Source organism: Caballeronia sp. LZ035 (assembly GCF_031451175.1).
Taxonomy (GTDB): domain Bacteria; phylum Pseudomonadota; class Gammaproteobacteria; order Burkholderiales; family Burkholderiaceae; genus Caballeronia.
Map to the genome: position 1 here is coordinate 2,155,380 of NZ_JARUXS010000001.1, position 16,790 is coordinate 2,172,169.

Annotated in this window: 10 protein-coding genes; all 10 read left to right on the forward strand. The window is 66.3% G+C overall.

Annotation, left to right across the window (positions count from 1 at the left end; genetic code table 11):
* The first annotated feature begins 309 nt into the window (after positions 1-309).
* The 10 genes from trxA to QCE88_RS10205 all read left to right on the forward strand — a co-directional run bounded on the left by trxA (position 310) and on the right by QCE88_RS10205 (position 16,684).
* Positions 310-636, forward strand: coding sequence for a thioredoxin TrxA (gene trxA, locus QCE88_RS10160; RefSeq protein ID WP_008349330.1), 327 nt, complete (start codon positions 310-312; stop codon positions 634-636).
* A gap of 260 nt (positions 637-896) precedes the next feature.
* Positions 897-2,162: a transcription termination factor Rho gene (gene rho, locus QCE88_RS10165; RefSeq protein WP_309808516.1), complete on the forward strand. Its 1,266-nt coding sequence runs from the start codon at positions 897-899 to the stop codon at positions 2,160-2,162.
* 112 nt (positions 2,163-2,274) lie between these two features.
* Positions 2,275-3,111, forward strand: coding sequence for a zinc-dependent peptidase (locus QCE88_RS10170; protein ID WP_309901494.1), 837 nt, complete (start codon positions 2,275-2,277; stop codon positions 3,109-3,111).
* Between the two features lie 161 nt (positions 3,112-3,272).
* Positions 3,273-3,527 carry a type B 50S ribosomal protein L31 gene (locus QCE88_RS10175; RefSeq protein WP_309901496.1) on the forward strand — a complete coding sequence of 85 codons (255 nt, stop codon included), beginning with the start codon at positions 3,273-3,275 and terminating at the stop codon, positions 3,525-3,527.
* Positions 3,528-3,810: 283 nt separating this feature from the next.
* Complete coding sequence (locus tag QCE88_RS10180; RefSeq protein WP_309901498.1) at positions 3,811-5,574, forward strand: glycosyltransferase family 39 protein; 1,764 nt, start codon at positions 3,811-3,813, stop codon at positions 5,572-5,574.
* A gap of 37 nt (positions 5,575-5,611) precedes the next feature.
* The gene (locus QCE88_RS10185; RefSeq protein WP_309903499.1) at positions 5,612-6,973 is read left to right on the forward strand and encodes an MATE family efflux transporter; all 1,362 of its coding nucleotides are present in this window, start codon (positions 5,612-5,614) and stop codon (positions 6,971-6,973) included.
* A 100-nt stretch (positions 6,974-7,073) separates the two neighbouring features.
* Positions 7,074-13,061 (forward strand): MG2 domain-containing protein, encoded by a 5,988-nt coding sequence (locus QCE88_RS10190; protein WP_309901500.1) that lies wholly within the window; start codon positions 7,074-7,076, stop codon positions 13,059-13,061.
* Between the two features lie 4 nt (positions 13,062-13,065).
* Positions 13,066-15,312, forward strand: a complete 2,247-nt coding sequence (gene pbpC / locus QCE88_RS10195; protein WP_309901502.1) for a penicillin-binding protein 1C — start codon at positions 13,066-13,068, stop codon at positions 15,310-15,312.
* A gap of 161 nt (positions 15,313-15,473) precedes the next feature.
* Positions 15,474-16,043 (forward strand): helix-hairpin-helix domain-containing protein, encoded by a 570-nt coding sequence (locus tag QCE88_RS10200; protein WP_309903502.1) that lies wholly within the window; start codon positions 15,474-15,476, stop codon positions 16,041-16,043.
* A gap of 173 nt (positions 16,044-16,216) precedes the next feature.
* Positions 16,217-16,684 (forward strand): YidB family protein, encoded by a 468-nt coding sequence (locus QCE88_RS10205; RefSeq protein WP_309901504.1) that lies wholly within the window; start codon positions 16,217-16,219, stop codon positions 16,682-16,684.
* The last annotated feature ends 106 nt before the right edge of the window (positions 16,685-16,790 follow it).

Sequence of the window (16,790 nt, forward strand, 5' to 3'; positions counted from 1 at the left end):
GCGAAACGCGTGCATCGACTCAATGTTTCAATATGCCTCTTGTACTCGCCGATTTCACCCTCAGATCATCGCTATCGGCACCCGGCAACGGATAGCAAAGTAGGCTAAGATGATGAGTGAATCATCCACAGGCGGCACGCAATGGTGCATCGCGGCCCTCTGATGGAACATTTGCCGCCGTTCGCCCGCTGTTTCGGCGCACGGCGAGCCGGTTAAGTCGCGCTCAGCGGCGACGTGGTCTCCTTAAGTTTTGATCTATCGTGGCGAGCATTCAAACGCGGGCCTCGAATCAATAGAGGTATTCAGACAATGAGCGAATCAATCAAGCACATCAGCGACGCTTCTTTCGAACAGGATGTCGTCAAGTCCGATAAACCTGTCCTGCTCGATTTCTGGGCCGAGTGGTGCGGTCCGTGCAAGATGATTGCCCCGATCCTCGACGAAGTCGCAAAGGATTACGGCGATCGCCTGCAGATCGCGAAGATCAATGTGGACGAACATCAATCGACGCCCGTCAAGTTCGGCGTGCGCGGCATTCCCACGCTGATCCTGTTCAAGAACGGCGCAGTCGCCGCGCAGAAGGTCGGCGCATTGTCGAAGTCGCAACTCACCGCGTTCCTCGACAGCAACCTGTAACAGCGTCACCGGCGGGCGCGGCCCAACGTCAGCGCCCTCCATGCCACCTGCGCCTTTACCCGCGCGCATTCGTGGTGCAGCCGATGTTGTCGCACGACAACATCGGCCGACAAGCCCCGCCCAACGCCCACCCGAGGCTCAAGCGGCGTGTGCTATGCTAGAATCACAAGAGTTCAAGAAGTATTAAGTCTCGAGCGGTTCCGCTCACCTCTTCTCCCAAATCTTTTCGTCGCACCTCTTCTCCCTGGCGGGAAATCCGTATGCATTTATCCGAGCTCAAGTCTCAGCACGTATCGGCACTGATCGAGATGGCCAATGGCCTCGAGATCGAAAATGCGAACCGCCTGCGCAAGCAGGAATTGATGTTCGCAATTCTTAAAAAGCGCGCCAAGGGCGGCGACACGATTTTCGGCGACGGCACGCTCGAAGTGCTGCCCGACGGCTTCGGCTTCCTGCGTTCGCCCGAGACTTCGTATCTTGCGAGCACGGACGATATCTATATCAGCCCGTCGCAAATCCGCCGTTTCAATCTGCACACCGGCGACACCATCGAAGGGGAAGTGCGCACGCCGAAGGACGGCGAGCGGTATTTCGCGCTGGTGAAGGTCGACAAAGTCAACGGGCAGCCGCCCGAGGCCTCGAAACATAAGATCATGTTCGAGAACCTCACGCCGCTGCACCCGAACAAGCCGCTACCGCTCGAACGCGAAATGCGCGGCGAGGAAAACGTCACGGGCCGGATCATCGACATGATCTCGCCGATCGGCAAGGGCCAGCGCGGCCTGCTGGTCGCATCGCCGAAGTCGGGCAAGACCGTGATGCTCCAGCACATCGCGCACGCCATCAAGCAGAACCATCCGGACATCGTGCTGTTCGTGCTGCTCATCGACGAACGTCCTGAAGAAGTCACGGAAATGCAGCGCTCGGTGAAGGGCGAAGTGATCGCCTCCACCTTCGACGAACCCGCCGCGCGTCACGTGCAGGTCGCCGAAATGGTCATCGAGAAGGCCAAGCGCCTGGTCGAGATGAAGCACGACGTCGTGATCCTGCTCGACTCCATCACGCGTCTCGCGCGCGCCTACAACACCGTCGTGCCGGCTTCGGGCAAAGTGCTGACGGGCGGTGTCGACGCCAACGCGCTGCAACGTCCGAAGCGCTTCTTCGGCGCGGCGCGCAACATCGAGGAAGGCGGTTCGCTGACCATCATCGGCACGGCGCTGATCGAAACCGGCAGCCGCATGGACGACGTCATCTACGAAGAGTTCAAGGGCACCGGCAACATGGAAGTGCACCTCGAGCGCCGCCTCGCGGAAAAGCGCGTCTATCCGTCGATCAACCTGAACAAGTCCGGCACGCGTCGCGAAGAATTGCTCATCAAGCCGGACCTGCTGCAAAAGGTCTGGGTGCTGCGCAAGTTCATTCACGACATGGACGAAGTCGAAGCCATGGAATTCCTGCTCGACAAGATCCGCCAGACGAAGAACAACGCCGAATTCTTCGACATGATGCGTCGCGGCGGCAGCTGATCCAGCTGCTTCTGCCCACATCCAAAACCGCCTGCCCGCCAGGCGGTTTTTTTACGCCCCGCGCCGGCCGGCCTCCGTACAATCCGGTCTGTCGAAGCCAACCGCTCATCCGATGGCCAACCTCTTTTCCCGCTGGTTCGGCGCGCAACGCCGGGCGCGCACGCTGCGCAAATATGCGATCGACGACACCCTGTGGCAACGCACGCTCGACGCCTATCCGTGCTTCGGCCATCTGGATAATGCGGATCTCGGCCGCCTGCGTGAAACCGCGAGCCTGTTCATTGCGCAGAAGGAATTCTCCACCGCGCACGATCTCGACCTCACCGACGCGATGGTCGTCTCCATCGCCGCGCAGGCCTGCCTGCCGGTGTTGAATCTCGACCTCGACCTGTATCGCGGCTGGGTGGGCGTGATCGTCTATCCGGGCGAGTTCGTCATCCGCAAGACGGTGGAGGACGAGGACGGCGTGGTGCACGAGGTCGAGCACGATGCAAGCGGCGAGGCCTGGGAAGGCGGTCCGGTCGTGCTGTCGTGGGAAGACGCGCAGATGGCCGATGGCGCGGACGCCTACAACGTGGTGATCCACGAGTTCGCGCACAAGCTCGACATGGTGACGGGTGAAGCCGACGGCCATCCGCCGCTGTTCCGCCGCTGGCATGCGCCGCTCGACACCACCGCCTTCGCCGACATCTTCGACAATGCCTACGACCAGTTCTGCGCGCGCGTGGACGCGGTGCCCGAGCGGCGCTGGAGCCGTTTCGAGCGCGACTCGCTGATCGACCCGTACGCGGCGGACCATCCCTCCGAATTCTTCGCGGTATGCAGCGAGGCGCTGTTCGTCACGCCGCGGCCCTTCGAGGCTGAGTATCCGGAGCTGTACCGGCTGCTGGCGCGCTATTACCGGCAGGATCCGGCGGGCACGGGCGCGCTGGACTCCGCCGGCGCCTGACGAAAAACCTCGCAAAGAAGTGTCAACCGACTGATTTTCTGGCATAATCGCCGTTTTTCGACCCTAGGCAAGTGACTCGCGCCGGACGTTTCAGAGAAGCGTCACAGAGAAGCGTCAGACAAGCGCAGCGGGTTGGCTACCGCCAGATACCAGGAAAGACCATGAAAGAAGGCATTCACCCGAATTACCGCGAAGTCCTGTTCATCGACATGTCGAACGACTTCAAGTTTGTGACCCGCTCGACCATCCAGACGCGCGAAACCGCCGAATTCGAAGGCAAGAGCTACCCGCTCGCGAAGATCGAAGTGTCGTCGGAATCGCATCCGTTCTACACCGGCCAGCAGAAGATCATGGACACGGCCGGCCGCGTCGAGAAGTTCAACAACAAGTTCGCGCGCTTCTCCACCAAGAAGTAAGTCGGGCTTCACGGACTCAGCAAAAAGGGCAGCTCTCGCTGCCCTTTTTTTTGTCGCCGGATGCTTTGTGTTCCGGCTCGCATCGGCCCCGCGCGCGGCATCGTCCTTGCTCGCACCGTGACAATTGCATCACCCCGTTACGGCAAATTCCATCGACGCGCCGGTAATGCCGCCGCGCGACTACAATGCCGGTTGCTCAAGCCCCGCCGCGTCCGCTTTGCCCGCCGCGCCTGCGGCCGAAGCCCGCGCCGCCACCGGGACCGTTTTCCATACAGCCTATCGCATGCGATCCGTCGTTCGTCTGACTGCCTCCGCCACCAGCGCCCTGCCGCGCTGGCTGTTGCTTGCCATCTGCATCGTCTATGCGTCGTTCGGCCTGTTCGGGCGCGATCCGTGGAAGAACGAGGACGCGGCAGGCTTCGGCGTGATGTGGACGATGGCCAACGGCGACGCCCGCGACTGGCTGCTGCCGAATCTCGTCGGCAAGGCGCCCACCGCCGATGGCCCGCTGATGTACTGGCTCGGCGCATCCGCCATCCGTCTGCTGAGCCCGTGGGTCGATGCAAGCAACGCCTCGCGCGTGGTCACCGGCCTGCTTTTCTGTCTCGCCTGCGCCTTCGTGTGGTATTCGGCCTATCTGCTCGGCCGCCGCGACGAAGCCCAGCCGTTCAAATACGCATTCGGCGGCGAACCCGAGCCGCGCGATTACGGCCGCACGCTCGCCGACGGCGCCCTTCTGATCCTGCTCGCCTGCTTCGGTCTCGCCGAGCGCGGCCACGAGACCACCGCGCAACTCGCGCAGTTCGCCGGCACCGCGATGCTGCTCTACGGCCTCGTGCGCAGCCTTGACAAGCCCATCCACGGCGGCCTCGTGTGGGGCGCGGCGCTGGGCGTCGTGGCGCTGTCGAGTTCGCCGGTGCTGGTGTTCGCGCTGCTGCTCTGCACGCTCGCGATGACGATTATCGTCAAGCAAGTGCGCGCCCGCCCGCTGATCGTCTACGGCCTGCCGGTTGCGGTGCTGCTGATCGCCGCCTGGGTGCTCCCGGCCCTGCATTTCTATCCCGACGACGGCGAATGGTGGCTGCGCCAGTGGTGGCGCAACAGCTTCTCCTTCTTCTCCGGCACGCCTGGCTCGATCTTCGGCTACGCCGTCAAGAACCTGCCGCTCTTCACCTGGCCGGCCTGGCCGCTCGCGCTGTGGGCCTTCGTCAGCTGGGGCGGCATGCGCCGCTCGCCGCACGTGGGCGTGCCGCTGTCGATCATCGGGCCATTGCTTGTGCTGGTCGTGTTGCAGGCGCATGAAACCAATCGCCTCTTCATGCTGCTGCTGCCGCCGCTCTCAGTGCTCGCCACCTTCGCGCTGCCTACGCTCAAGCGCGGCGCGATCAATGCCATCGACTGGTTCGCGATGTTGAGCTTCACCATCATCGGCACGCTGGTGTGGCTCGTGTGGACCGCCGGCATTTTCGGCTTCCCGGCGTCGATGGCGCGCAATCTCGCGCGTCTCGTGCCCGGCTTCCATCCCGAGTTCAAGCTCCTTTCATTCGCCTGCGCCGTGGCGGTGACCGTCTGCTGGTTTCTGCTGGCCCGCTGGCGTCTCGCGCGGCATCCGAAGGTGCTGTGGCGCAGCGTCGTGCTGTCCAGTGCAGGCACCACGCTGATGTGGGTGCTGCTCATGACGCTGTGGTTGCCTGTGGTCAACTACAGCCGCACGTATCGCGATGTCGCGGAGCAGATCGCGGACCACTTGCCGCCGGATTACACCTGCATTTCGCCGGTGCGGCTCGGCGACGCGCAGATTGCGACCTTCGCCTATTTCGGCGGCATGCACTTCGCGTTTGACGAGGATTGCGACGTGATCCTGCGCCAGGACCGGGCGGATTACGGCGAACCGTCGTCGCTTTCGGCATTCGAGTGGAAGCTGGTGTGGGAGGGCCGGCGCGTCGCGGACCGGGACGAGCGCTTCCGCCTGTACGTGCGCATCGAGCGTCCGACGCCGCCGCCCGCGAAGCCGCTGCGTCCGAGAAGCCTGCGCCGGAAGCAATAACGCGATGCCGCCGATGCCCCCGGCCAGCACGACCGGCATGCTGAGCGACGTGCGCAAGATCGCCGCGCTGGCCTGGCCGGTGCTGATCGGCCAGCTTGCGATCATTGCGTTCGGCGTGATCGACACCGCGATGGTCGGCCGCTTCTCCGCCACCGATCTCGCCGCGCTCGGCCTCGGCGGTTCGATCTATATCTCGGTGTATATCGGCCTGACGGGCATCCTGGTGGCGTTGCAGCCGATCGCCGGCCAGCTCTTCGGCGCGGGCCGCGAGAGCGAGATCGGCGAGGAGACGCGTCAGGCGCTGTGGCTTGCCGTCGCGCTCGCGGTCATCGGCTTCGTGTTGCTCTATCATCCCGAACCGCTGCTGTCGCTTGCGAAGACGCCGCCCGCGCTGCACGACCGCACGGTCGACTATCTGCGCATTCTGTCGTTCGGCCTGCCCGCGAGCCTCGCGTTCCGCGTCTACAGCTCGCTCACCAACGCCGTCGGCAAGCCGCGCCTCGTGATGTTCCTGCAAGTCGGCGGGCTGCTGCTCAAGTTTCCGCTCAATAACTGGTTCATCTTCGGCGGCGCCGGTGTGCCGGCGCTCGGCGGTCCCGGCTGTGCGCTCGCGAGCACGCTCATCAACTGGGCGCTGGCGATCGTCGGCATGACGGTGCTGGTGCGCTTCGAGTTCTTCCGCCCGTTCGGCATCTTTTCGCAGTTCTGCTGGCCGGTCTGGCGGCGTCAGCTCGCGCTGCTGCGCCTGGGCATTCCGATGGGTTTCTCCTATCTCATCGAGGTGACCTCGTACACCTTCATGGCGCTGTTCATCTCGCGCTTCGGCACGACCACCCTCGCCGGCCATCAGATCGCGGGCAATCTCGGCGCGGTGCTGTACATGACGCCGCTGTCGATCGGCATTGCGTCCTCGACGCTCGTGTCGCAGGCGCTCGGCGCCGGCCGCTACGACGACGCGCGATCGATCTCGCGCCACGGCATCGGCGTGGCGTGCGTGCTGGCGCTGGTCTATGGCGTGATTCTCGTCGCGGCGCGCCCGCTGATCATCGCCGCCTATACGCCGGATACGCACGTCATCGCGGCCGCCATGCCGCTCGTGCTGATCATCTTCTTCTATCACCTGTGCGACGCGCTCCAGGTCACGACCGCGTTCGTCCTGCGCGCCTACAAGGTGACGCTGGTGCCCACTCTGATCTATGCGGTCGCGCTGTGGGGCATCGGGCTCGGCGGCGGTTATCTGCTGGGCTTCGATATCGGCGGCGGCGTGCCGGAAGGGTTGCAGGGCGCGCGCGGCTTCTGGATCGCCAACTCGGTGAGCCTGGGCGTCGCGGGCATCGGACTGTTTCTCTACTGGCGGCGCGTCAGCCTGCGGCGCGTGGCGCGCGTCGATGCGGACTGACGCAGCCAGGTCGTCGAAAACGAACCCGCAAACGATGGGTAGAAAGAATGACGTAAGCGTCCAGTAGAATCTCGCGTCGAGAGCATCTCGGAGCGAGTGGATGAGCCGCATAACAACGTCACAAAAAAAGTGGATTCTGGCTGCAACCGGGTTGATCGCCGCGCTCGGTTTCGGTGCGTCGATGCATCGGGCCGATGCCGCGCGCATCGCGAGCGTGTCGCCGCAGGGCAAGGTCGCGCAGGTGCGCCAGGTCGTCGCGAAGTTCGACGAGCCGATGATCGCCTTCGGCAACGCAGCAGCCGCAGCACCCGGCAAGCTGGTGTGCAGCGGCGCGGCCACGGCGGGCTCGGGCCGCTGGATCGACGCCCGGACCTGGGCTTTCGACTTCGAGAACGACCTGCCGCCCGGCGTGCGCTGCTCGCTCGATCTCGCGGATAACCTCAAGTCCGTCGCGGGCAACGCGCTGTCCGGTCCGCGCCACTTCGCCTTCCAGACTGGCGGTCCGTTCGTCACCCGCGTTCTGCCGGGATATGGCGATATCGAAGAAAACCAGGCTTTCGTGCTGCGCCTGAACGGCCCGGCCACGCCGGCTTCGGTGCGCGAACACGTGTGGTGTGAATCCAGTGCGCTCGGCAACCGCATTCCGGTGCGCCTGCTCGACGACGCCACCCGCGCCGCCCTCCTAAAGCATTTTCGGCTGGAAAAGGAAGCCGGCAACGTGCTGACGCTCGCCTGCCAGCAAACCCTGCCCTCGGCGGCCAAGATGCAGCTGGTCTACGGCGCGGGCGTCACCGGTCCGAGCGGCATGGCCAACGAGGTCGAGAAACGCTTCGACTTCACCGTGCGCGAGCCCTTCACCGCGAGCTTCTCGTGCGAGCGCGAAAACGCAAAGGCGCCCTGCACGCCGCTGCGTCCGCTGCGCCTGAACTTCAGCGCGCCGATCACGCGTGCGGACGCGCAGAAGTTCGTGCTGCGCGGGCCGAAGGAAAGCGCTGCGCCTCATTTCGACGACAGTGACAAGGATGCGGAAGTGAGTGCCGTCGAGTTCGCGGCGCCGCTGCCGGAGCACGCCGATCTCACCATCGACGCCCCCGCGAATCTCAAGGACGTCAGCGGCCGAACGCTCGCCAATGCCGACCTGTTCCCGCTCAAGACCGCCACCGCGCCGATGCCGCCGCTCGCCAAGTTCTCGTCGGGCGCGTTCGGCATCATCGAGCGCTTCGCGGAGCCCGGCATGCCCGCGATGCTGCCGGTCACGCTGCGGCACGTCGAGGCGGACCTGCACGTGCAGGGCTTGAATTCCGGCACCGCGCAGATCACGAAGCTCAAGCTCGACGCCGACGGCGACATCCGCCAATGGATGCGCGCCGTCGATCAGTTCGACGGCATCTCCATGTCGCGTTCGATGATCCAGGAGCGCATGCCGGAGATGCTTCGCAACGGCATCCGCCCGGTCGTGATTCCGAACAGCGACGGCACGGTGTCGAAGGATCCGCAGATCGACGTCCGTTCGCTGTCGATGCTCGCCGGACGCGCGGGCGTCGAGACGCTGACGCTGCCCGCCGCCGATCCCAAGGCGCTGCGGCCCTTCGAAGTGGTCGGCATTCCGCTCGCCAAGCCGGGTTTCTATGTCGTCGAACTGCATTCGCCGGCGCTGGGCGCGTCGCTGCTCGGCAAGCCGCAGCCGATGTACGTGCGTACCTCGGTGCTCGTCACCAATCTCGGCGTGCATTTCAAGCAGGGCCGCGAGAACAGTGTCGTGTGGGTCACGTCGCTGGATCACGGCAAGCCCGTCGCCAACGCCGACGTGCGCGTGACCGACTGCAACGGCGACGAGATCGCCACCGCAAAAACCGACGCGCAAGGTATCGCGACAATCGGCAAGACGCTGGCCGCCGTGCGCGAATGCAACGAGCACAGTCTCGCGTGGAGCGGTTTCTTTGTTTCGGCGCGGGTGAACGATCCGGTCACCGGGCCGGACATGGCGTTCGTGCTGTCCGACTGGAATCGCGGCATCGAGTCGTGGCGCTTCAACGTGCCGACCGACATGAGCACGACGCGCAGCGTGCGCGCGCATACCGTGTTCGACCGGACCCTGCTGCGCGCCGGCGAGACGGTGTCGATGAAGCATCTGTTGCGCGTCGAAACGCTGAACGGTTTCGGGTTTGCGCCCGCCAATCCGGGCCGCGTGACGATCCGGCACACCGGCAGCGGCCAGACCTGGCACATGCCGCTCACCTGGGCGGCCGACCACAGCGCCGACTCCACCTTCACGGTGCCGGTCGCGGCCAAGCTTGGCGAATACACGGTGACGCTGGACAACGGCGCCGCCGCTTCCCTCGCGAAAGACGATGATGACGCCGACGACAGCGGCGTCACCCAGTCGTATGAATCGGGCAGCTTCCGGGTGGAGGAATTCCGTCTGCCGGTCTTCAAAGGCTCGATCACCGCCGGCGACAGCGCGTCGCCCGGTCTCGTCGCCGCGCAGGACGCGCCGGTCGCGGTGCGGCTCGAATACGTGCAGGGCGGACCGGCATCGAACCTGCCGGTGCAGGTGTCGGCGCTGGTGCGCGACGTCGCACCGCCGTTCGCCGCGCAATACGACGCGTACAGCTTCGCGCCGTGGCGCAAGCCGTCGGGCGACGGCGCCAGCGCGCCCGCCGAGGACGAAGACAGCGAGCAGCAAGCCGACGCCACGACAAAACTCATCGCCGACAAGCTGCGCGTGACGCTCGATCGCGACGGCGCCGGCAAGCTCACGATCAAACCGCTGCCCGCGGTGGAAGCGCCGAAGCGCCTCGCGCTCGAAGCGAGCTTCGCCGATCCGAACGGCGAGATCCAGACCATCAGCGGCGGCACGACGCTGTGGCCCGCCGCGGTGGCGGTCGGCGTGAAGGCGGGCCATTGGGTATCGGTGGGCGGCAAGCTGCCAGTGCAGGCGCTGGCGCTCGATCTGCAAGGCAAGCCGCGCGCGGGCGTCGCCGTGGAAATCAAGGCGGTGGCGCGCATCATGTCGAGCTCGCGCAAGCGCATGGTCGGCGGCTTCTATGCGTACGACAACCACACCGAAACCAAGGACCTCGGCGCGCTGTGCAGCGGCAAGAGCGACGATCACGGCATCGTCTCGTGCGACGTCGCGATCAAGGAGGCCGGCAATGTCGATCTGATCGCGATCGCCAAAGACAGCGACGGCCGCGCGGCCAACGCCAGCACCTCCGTGTGGGTCACGCGCGAGGACGAGCTGTGGTTCGGCGGCGAGAACACGGACCGCATCGACGTCCTGCCCGAGAAAACCACCTACGAGCCCGGTGAAACAGCGCGCTTCCAGGTGCGCATGCCGTTCCGCTCGGCCACGGCGCTCGTCGCGGTGGAGCGCGAGGGCATCGTCGAGACGCGGGTGGTCGAACTCAATGGCCGCGATCCCACCGTCGAACTGAAGGTCGAGGATTCGTGGGGGCCGAACGTTTACGTATCGGTGCTCGCGATTCGCGGACGCATCCGCGACGTGCCGTGGTACTCCTTCTTCACTTGGGGATGGAAAGCGCCGCTCGACTGGGCCCGCGCCTTCTGGTACGAAGGCCGCCAGTATCAGGCGCCGACGCCGCTCGTCGATCTGTCGAAGCCCGCGTTCCGCTATGGGCTCGCGTCGATCAAGGTCGGCACGGCGTCACACCGGCTCGCGGTCAGCGTGACACCGGACGCGAAGTCCTACACGGTGCGCGGCAAGGCGCACGTGCAGGTCAAGGTGACGCTGCCCGACGGCAAGCCCGCGCCCGCCGGCACGCAGATCGCCGTCGCGGCGGTCGACGAGGCGCTGCTGGAACTGATGCCCAATCAAAGCTGGGACGTGCTCGACGCGATGCTCCAGCAACGCGCATACGGCGTCGAAACGGCAACGGCGCAGATGGAGATCATCGGGCGGCGTCACTTCGGACGCAAGGCGGTGCCGGCGGGCGGCGGCGGCGGTCATGCCGCCACGCGCGAGCTGTTCGACACGCTGTTGCTGTGGAATCCGCGCGTCACGCTCGATGCGCAAGGCGAAGCCAAAGTCGATGTGCCGCTGAACGATGCGCTGACGCGCTTTCGCATCGTCGCGGTCGCGGCGGTCGGCGCGGGGCGCTTCGGCACCGGCAGTGCGTCGATCCAGAGCACGCAGGACCTGCAACTGATCTCGGGATTGCCGCCGCTGATTCGCGTCGGCGACGCGTTCCGCGCGCAGTTCACGCTGCGCAACACGACGCCGCGCGCGATGCGAGTCGTCGTCACGCCGCACGCCGGGACGCTGGCGCTCGACGCGCGCACCGTGGAACTCGGCGCGAACGCGTCGCAGGACGTGGCGTGGGACGTCACGATGCCCGACGTGCCGGGCGTCGCGTCATCCGCGAGTCTCGCGTGGGAGGTCAGCGCGGCGGAACAGGCCGGCCCGAAGGCAAGCGACGCCGTGAAGATCACGCAACGCGTCGTTCCGGCGATTCCCGTCACCGTGCAGCAGGCAACCCTCGCGCAAGTGGACGGCTCGCTCACGCTGCCGGTCGCGCCACCCGCCGATGCCAGCCTCTCGGGCGACGGCGCGGTGCGCGGCGGCATCGCGGTGTCCTTGCAGCCGAAGCTCGCCGACGGCCTGCCGGGCGTGCGCCGCTGGTTCGAGCGCTATCCGTACAACTGCCTGGAGCAGCAGACCTCGCGCGCGCTCGGTCTGCTGGACGCGACGCAATGGCAGGCGGTGCTCGCGAAGATGCCGACCTACCTGGATCGCGACGGCCTCGCGAACTACTTTCCTCCCGCCGACGACGAACGTCCGACCGGCAGTCCCGCGCTCACCGCGTACCTGCTGGCCGTGTCGGACGAAGCGGCGCGGCTGGACAGCCGCTTCGCGCTGCCCGCCGACCTGCGCGGACAGATGGCGGCGGGCCTGGCGAATTTCGTCGAAGGCAAGATCACGCGCAAGTTCTGGGCGCCGCGCAACGATCTCGACTTCGAGAAACTCGCGGCCATCGAAGCGCTGTCGCGCTACGGACTCGCGCAGCCGCGCATGCTCGGTTCCATCACGATTGCGCCGGATCAATGGCCGACCTCCGCCGTGCTCGATTACTACGCGATTTTGTCGCGCGTCGACGGCATCCCCGAACGTGAAGCGAAGCGCGCGCAAGCCGAACAGATCATTCGCGCGCGTCTCACGTATCAGGGCACCCGCGTCGGCTTTTCGACCGAGCGCGACGACGATCTCTGGTGGCTCATGACCGGCACCGAAACCAATGCCGCGCACACGGCGCTACTCTTCGCCGACGCGCCGGGCTGGAAGGAGGAGATGCCGCGCATCGTCGCGGGGCTGCTCGCGCTGCAGAAGAACGGCGCATGGCAGACCACTACGTCGAACCTGTGGGGCACGCTGGCCGTGAGCCGCTTCTCGCAGTTGTTCGAGAGCACGCCGGTCACCGGACACACGTCGATCAAGCTGGGCGCGGCTACGCAGGACATCGCGTGGAATGGTGCGCCGCCGGCCGCGTCGTCGGTTAAGCTCGCCAAGCGGCGCAGCGTGCTGCTGCAGTGGACCACCGGCTCGCTCGCGCTGACGCAGGACGGCACCGGCAATCCCTGGGCGACCATCGAAAGCCTGGCGGCGGTCGCGCTGAAAGCCCCCTTCGCGGCGGGCTACCGCATCTCGAAGACGCTGACGCCCGTGGATCCTTCCGTGAAAGGCAAGCTCTCGCGCGGGGACATCGTGCGAGTGCATCTCGACATCGACGCGCAAAGCGACATGACCTGGGTCGTCGTCAACGATCCGATCCCCGCCGGCGCGACGATTCTCGGCTCCGGCCTCGGCCGCGATTCGGCGGCGGCGACTTCGGGCGAAAAAACAGCGGGCGGCGGTGCGTGGCCGACGTTCGTCGAGCGCGGCTTCGAGGGCTATCGCGCGTATTACGACTATCTGCCGAAAGGCAAGATCCAGGTCGAATACACGATGCGGCTGAACAATCCCGGCACCTTCGGCCTGCCGCCGACGCGCGTCGAAGCGCTCTACGCGCCGTCGGCGTTCGGCGCGCTGCCGAATGCGCCTATGGTGGTCGAGCCGCTCAGCGCGAAGTGACGACATGAGACGCGCCGCGCTCCTCTGTGTCTTCGCGCTACTGAGCGCGGCGGCCCATGCGTCGCCGCGCTTCGATGAAGTACGCGCGGCATGGCGCAGTTCCGACTGGGTCCTGCTCGCCCGCGACGGCACGCCGCTACAACGCACGCGCATCGACACGCGCGCGCGGCGCGGCGACTGGGTCGCGCTCGCGGATGTGTCGCCGGCCTTGCGCGAGGCGATCGTCGTATCGGAGGACAAGCGCTTTTACGAACACGCCGGCGTCGACTGGCACGGCGCGGCGGCGGCCGCCTGGGGCAATCTCTGGAATACGCGCACGCGTGGCGCATCGACGGTGACGATGCAGCTCACCGGTCTCATCGACGACAACGGCAAGCCGGCCGGTCGGCGCTCGATCGGTGAGAAGGCCGAGCAGACCATCGGCGCGCTGTGGCTCGAACGCAGCTGGCGCAAGGACCAGATTCTCGAGGCCTATCTCAACCTCGTGCCGTTTCGGGGCGAGCTTGTCGGCTTGTCGGCTTTGTCGCAGACGCTGTTCGGCAAGGCGCCCTCGGGACTCGACGAGCGCGAGGCCGCCCTCGCCGCCGCGCTGATCCGCGCGCCCAATGCGTCCTACACGAAGGTCGCGGCGCGCACCTGCGTGATCCTGCGCGACATGCAGGCGCTGCACGGCGCAGGCAAGACCGCTTCCGCCGATCCGTGCGTCAATCTGCCGGCCTATGTGCAATTGGCGCTGAGCCGCACGGCATCCGCGCCCGCGTTCGCCCAGGGCGACGATGCCCTGGCGCCGCATCTCGCGCGGCGCATTGCGGGCGAAACGCATCCGGCGGCGGGCACGCGCGTGCGCTCGACGCTCGATGCGCGCCTGCAGCGCTTTACCCGCGACACGCTTCAGCGCACGCTCGCCGAACTGAATGCGCGCGCCCATCCGCGCAACGTGCACGACGCGGCGGCGGTCGTGATCGACAACCAGTCGGGCGACGTGCTGGCGTGGGTCGGTTCGGCGGGCGCGCTCTCGAACGCACCCGAGGTCGATGCGGCGCTCGCCGCGCGTCAGGCCGGTTCGACGCTGAAGCCGTTTCTCTACGCGCAGGCGATCGACGAAAAGCGCGTCACCGCCGCGACGCTGCTCGACGATGCCCCGCTCGATCTCGCCACCGGCGGCGGCCTGTATATCCCGCAGAACTACGATCACGATTTCAAGGGCTGGGTGAGCGTGCGCACGGCGCTCGGATCGTCGCTGAACGTGCCGGCCGTGCGCACGCTCGTGATGGTGACGCCGCATCGCTTCGCGAAGACGCTGGTCGCGCTCGGTCTGCCGCTCACGCAGGCCGGCGACTACTACGGCTTCAGTCTCGCGCTCGGCAGCGCGGACGTGACGCTGGCGTCGCTCGCCAACGCGTATCGCACGCTGGCGAACGGCGGCGTCGCGCGGCCCTTCTTCGATCTCGCCGACCACGCGCCCGCGCCTGCCGGCACGCGCGTGTTCAGCGCGGAGGCGAGCTACATCGTCACCGACATCCTCTTCGACAACAACGCGCGCACCCGCACCTTCGGCTTCGACAGCGTGCTCGCGACACGAAGCTTCAGCGCGGTGAAGACCGGCACGAGCAAGGACATGCGCGACAACTGGACGGTGGGCTTCACGTCGCGCTACACCGTGGGCGTGTGGGTCGGCAATGCCGACGGCCAGCCGATGTGGGACGTGTCGGGCGTGACCGGCGCGGCGCCAATATGGAACGGGATCGTCAACTATCTGAACCGGCGTTCCGCGAGCGATGCGCCGCCGACGCCGGCCGGCGTGGTGCGGACCACGGTCAGCTATCAGAACGACGTCGAGCCCAGGCGCGACGAATGGTTCGTGCGCGGGACGCAGATGAGCAGCATCGGACTCTCGGCCGGCGCGCTACAGGGCGTGGAAGTCACGGGCGGCCGTCTCGATGCGCAGGCGGCCCGCATCGGCGCGCCGACCAACGGCACCATTTTCGCGCTCGATCCGGACATTCCCCCTGCGCGCCAGCGCGTCTGGTTCGAACGAAGCGCAAGCGGCGCGCGGCTCGCGTGGCGTCTCGACGGCAAGCCGTATGGCCAGGCCGCCCGCGCGCCCTGGCTGCCGTGGCCCGGGCGGCACGTGCTGGAACTCGTGGATGCGCATGGACAGGCGGTCGACACGGTCGCCTTCGAAGTGCGCGGCGCGTTTGCACGGACACAGGAGCCGCCGCGTCATCCGTCGGGCGTTCCGCCGCGTTAAGAAAAATGCGGGAGTGCGGCAGGGCGATGCGCCGTGCGAACCGTCATCGTTCGGGACGGATTTTTGCCGCCGGGGTTTTTGCCCTATTCTTAACGGCATCGTCTTCTACGGCCCGGACCTATCGATTCGTCATCTGTTTCTCTCAAGCCTGGAGTGCCGTCATGCTGAAAAAGCTGCTGATGTTGTGCTTTGCGTTCATGCTGTCCATCGGGGCGGCCTTCGCCGCGGTCGACGTCAATACCGCCGATCAGGCCGCGCTGGAATCGGTGAAGGGACTCGGGCCGGTGAAATCGAAGGCGATCGTCGACGAACGCGCGAAGAACGGCCCCTTCAAGGACGCCGACGATCTCGCGACGCGCGTCAAGGGGCTCGGCACCAAGTCGGTTGCCAATCTGGAGCAGAATGGCCTGACGATCGGCGGCTCGTCACTCCCGCCGTCCGGCAAGACCGCCAAACCGATGACAAACCAGGGCGGCAGCGCGGCTCCCAACTCCACGGTGAAATCCTCGACGGCGGCTACTGCAGCGACCTCGCCCGCCGCCACGACCGCGCAGACGCCGGCCGCCGCGCCGGCATCGGGCACGAAGGCCACGAAGAAGTCGAAGAAGGACAGCGCAGCCATGGCAGCGGCGGCTTCGGGCCCGGCCATGGCGGCAAGCGAAGCAAAACCCGCCAAAGCCAAACGCAGCAAGAAAGACAAGGCCGCAAGCGCCGCGGCTGCAAGTCAGTAAGGTGGTGCCGGGAACCTTGGCGGAGGCATACTGCCTTTGTTGATGAAACCCGGATGATCGTCGTCACGCGGCCCGGCAGCATGAGGGCCGCTGCCCGCGCCGCCGCGGACCCGTCGTTCCGGGCCACGTCGGCACGGTCGAATCCCTCCCTCAACCCTTTCAGTGAGACCGCCATGAGCCTACTCGATATCCTCGCCTCCTCCCTCGGCAATTCATCGCAACCGAACGGTCAGCCCGGCCAGCCGGGACAGACGGGACAAGCCACGCTGATCGCGGCGGCGCTCGAATTCGTCAACAGCCAGCCGGGCGGCATCATGGGCCTGATCCAGCGCTTCCAGCAGCACGGCGCGGGCGATATCGTCCAGTCATGGATCGGCACCGGCGAGAATCAGCCGATCAGCCCCGACACGCTCACCAACGTGCTCGGCCACGACAATGTCGGCGCGCTGGCGCAGAAGGCCGGCGTCTCCGGCGACCAGCTTTCGGGCATGCTGGCGGCCGTGCTGCCCCATGTCGTCGATCGCGCGACGCCGAACGGCGAAGTACCGCCGGAAGGCAAGCTCGACCTGACCGGCGTGCTCGGCTCGCTTGGCGGACTGGCGGGCTTGTTCGGCAAGAGCGAAGAGCCGAAGCAAGGCTGATAGCGCGCCTCTTTCGCGCCTTCAGCGCGCGGACAGTCTGCGCGTCATGTCCGCGATGATCGTATGGCGGATCACGCGCAGACAAGTCAGCTCGCCGCCGAGCGTT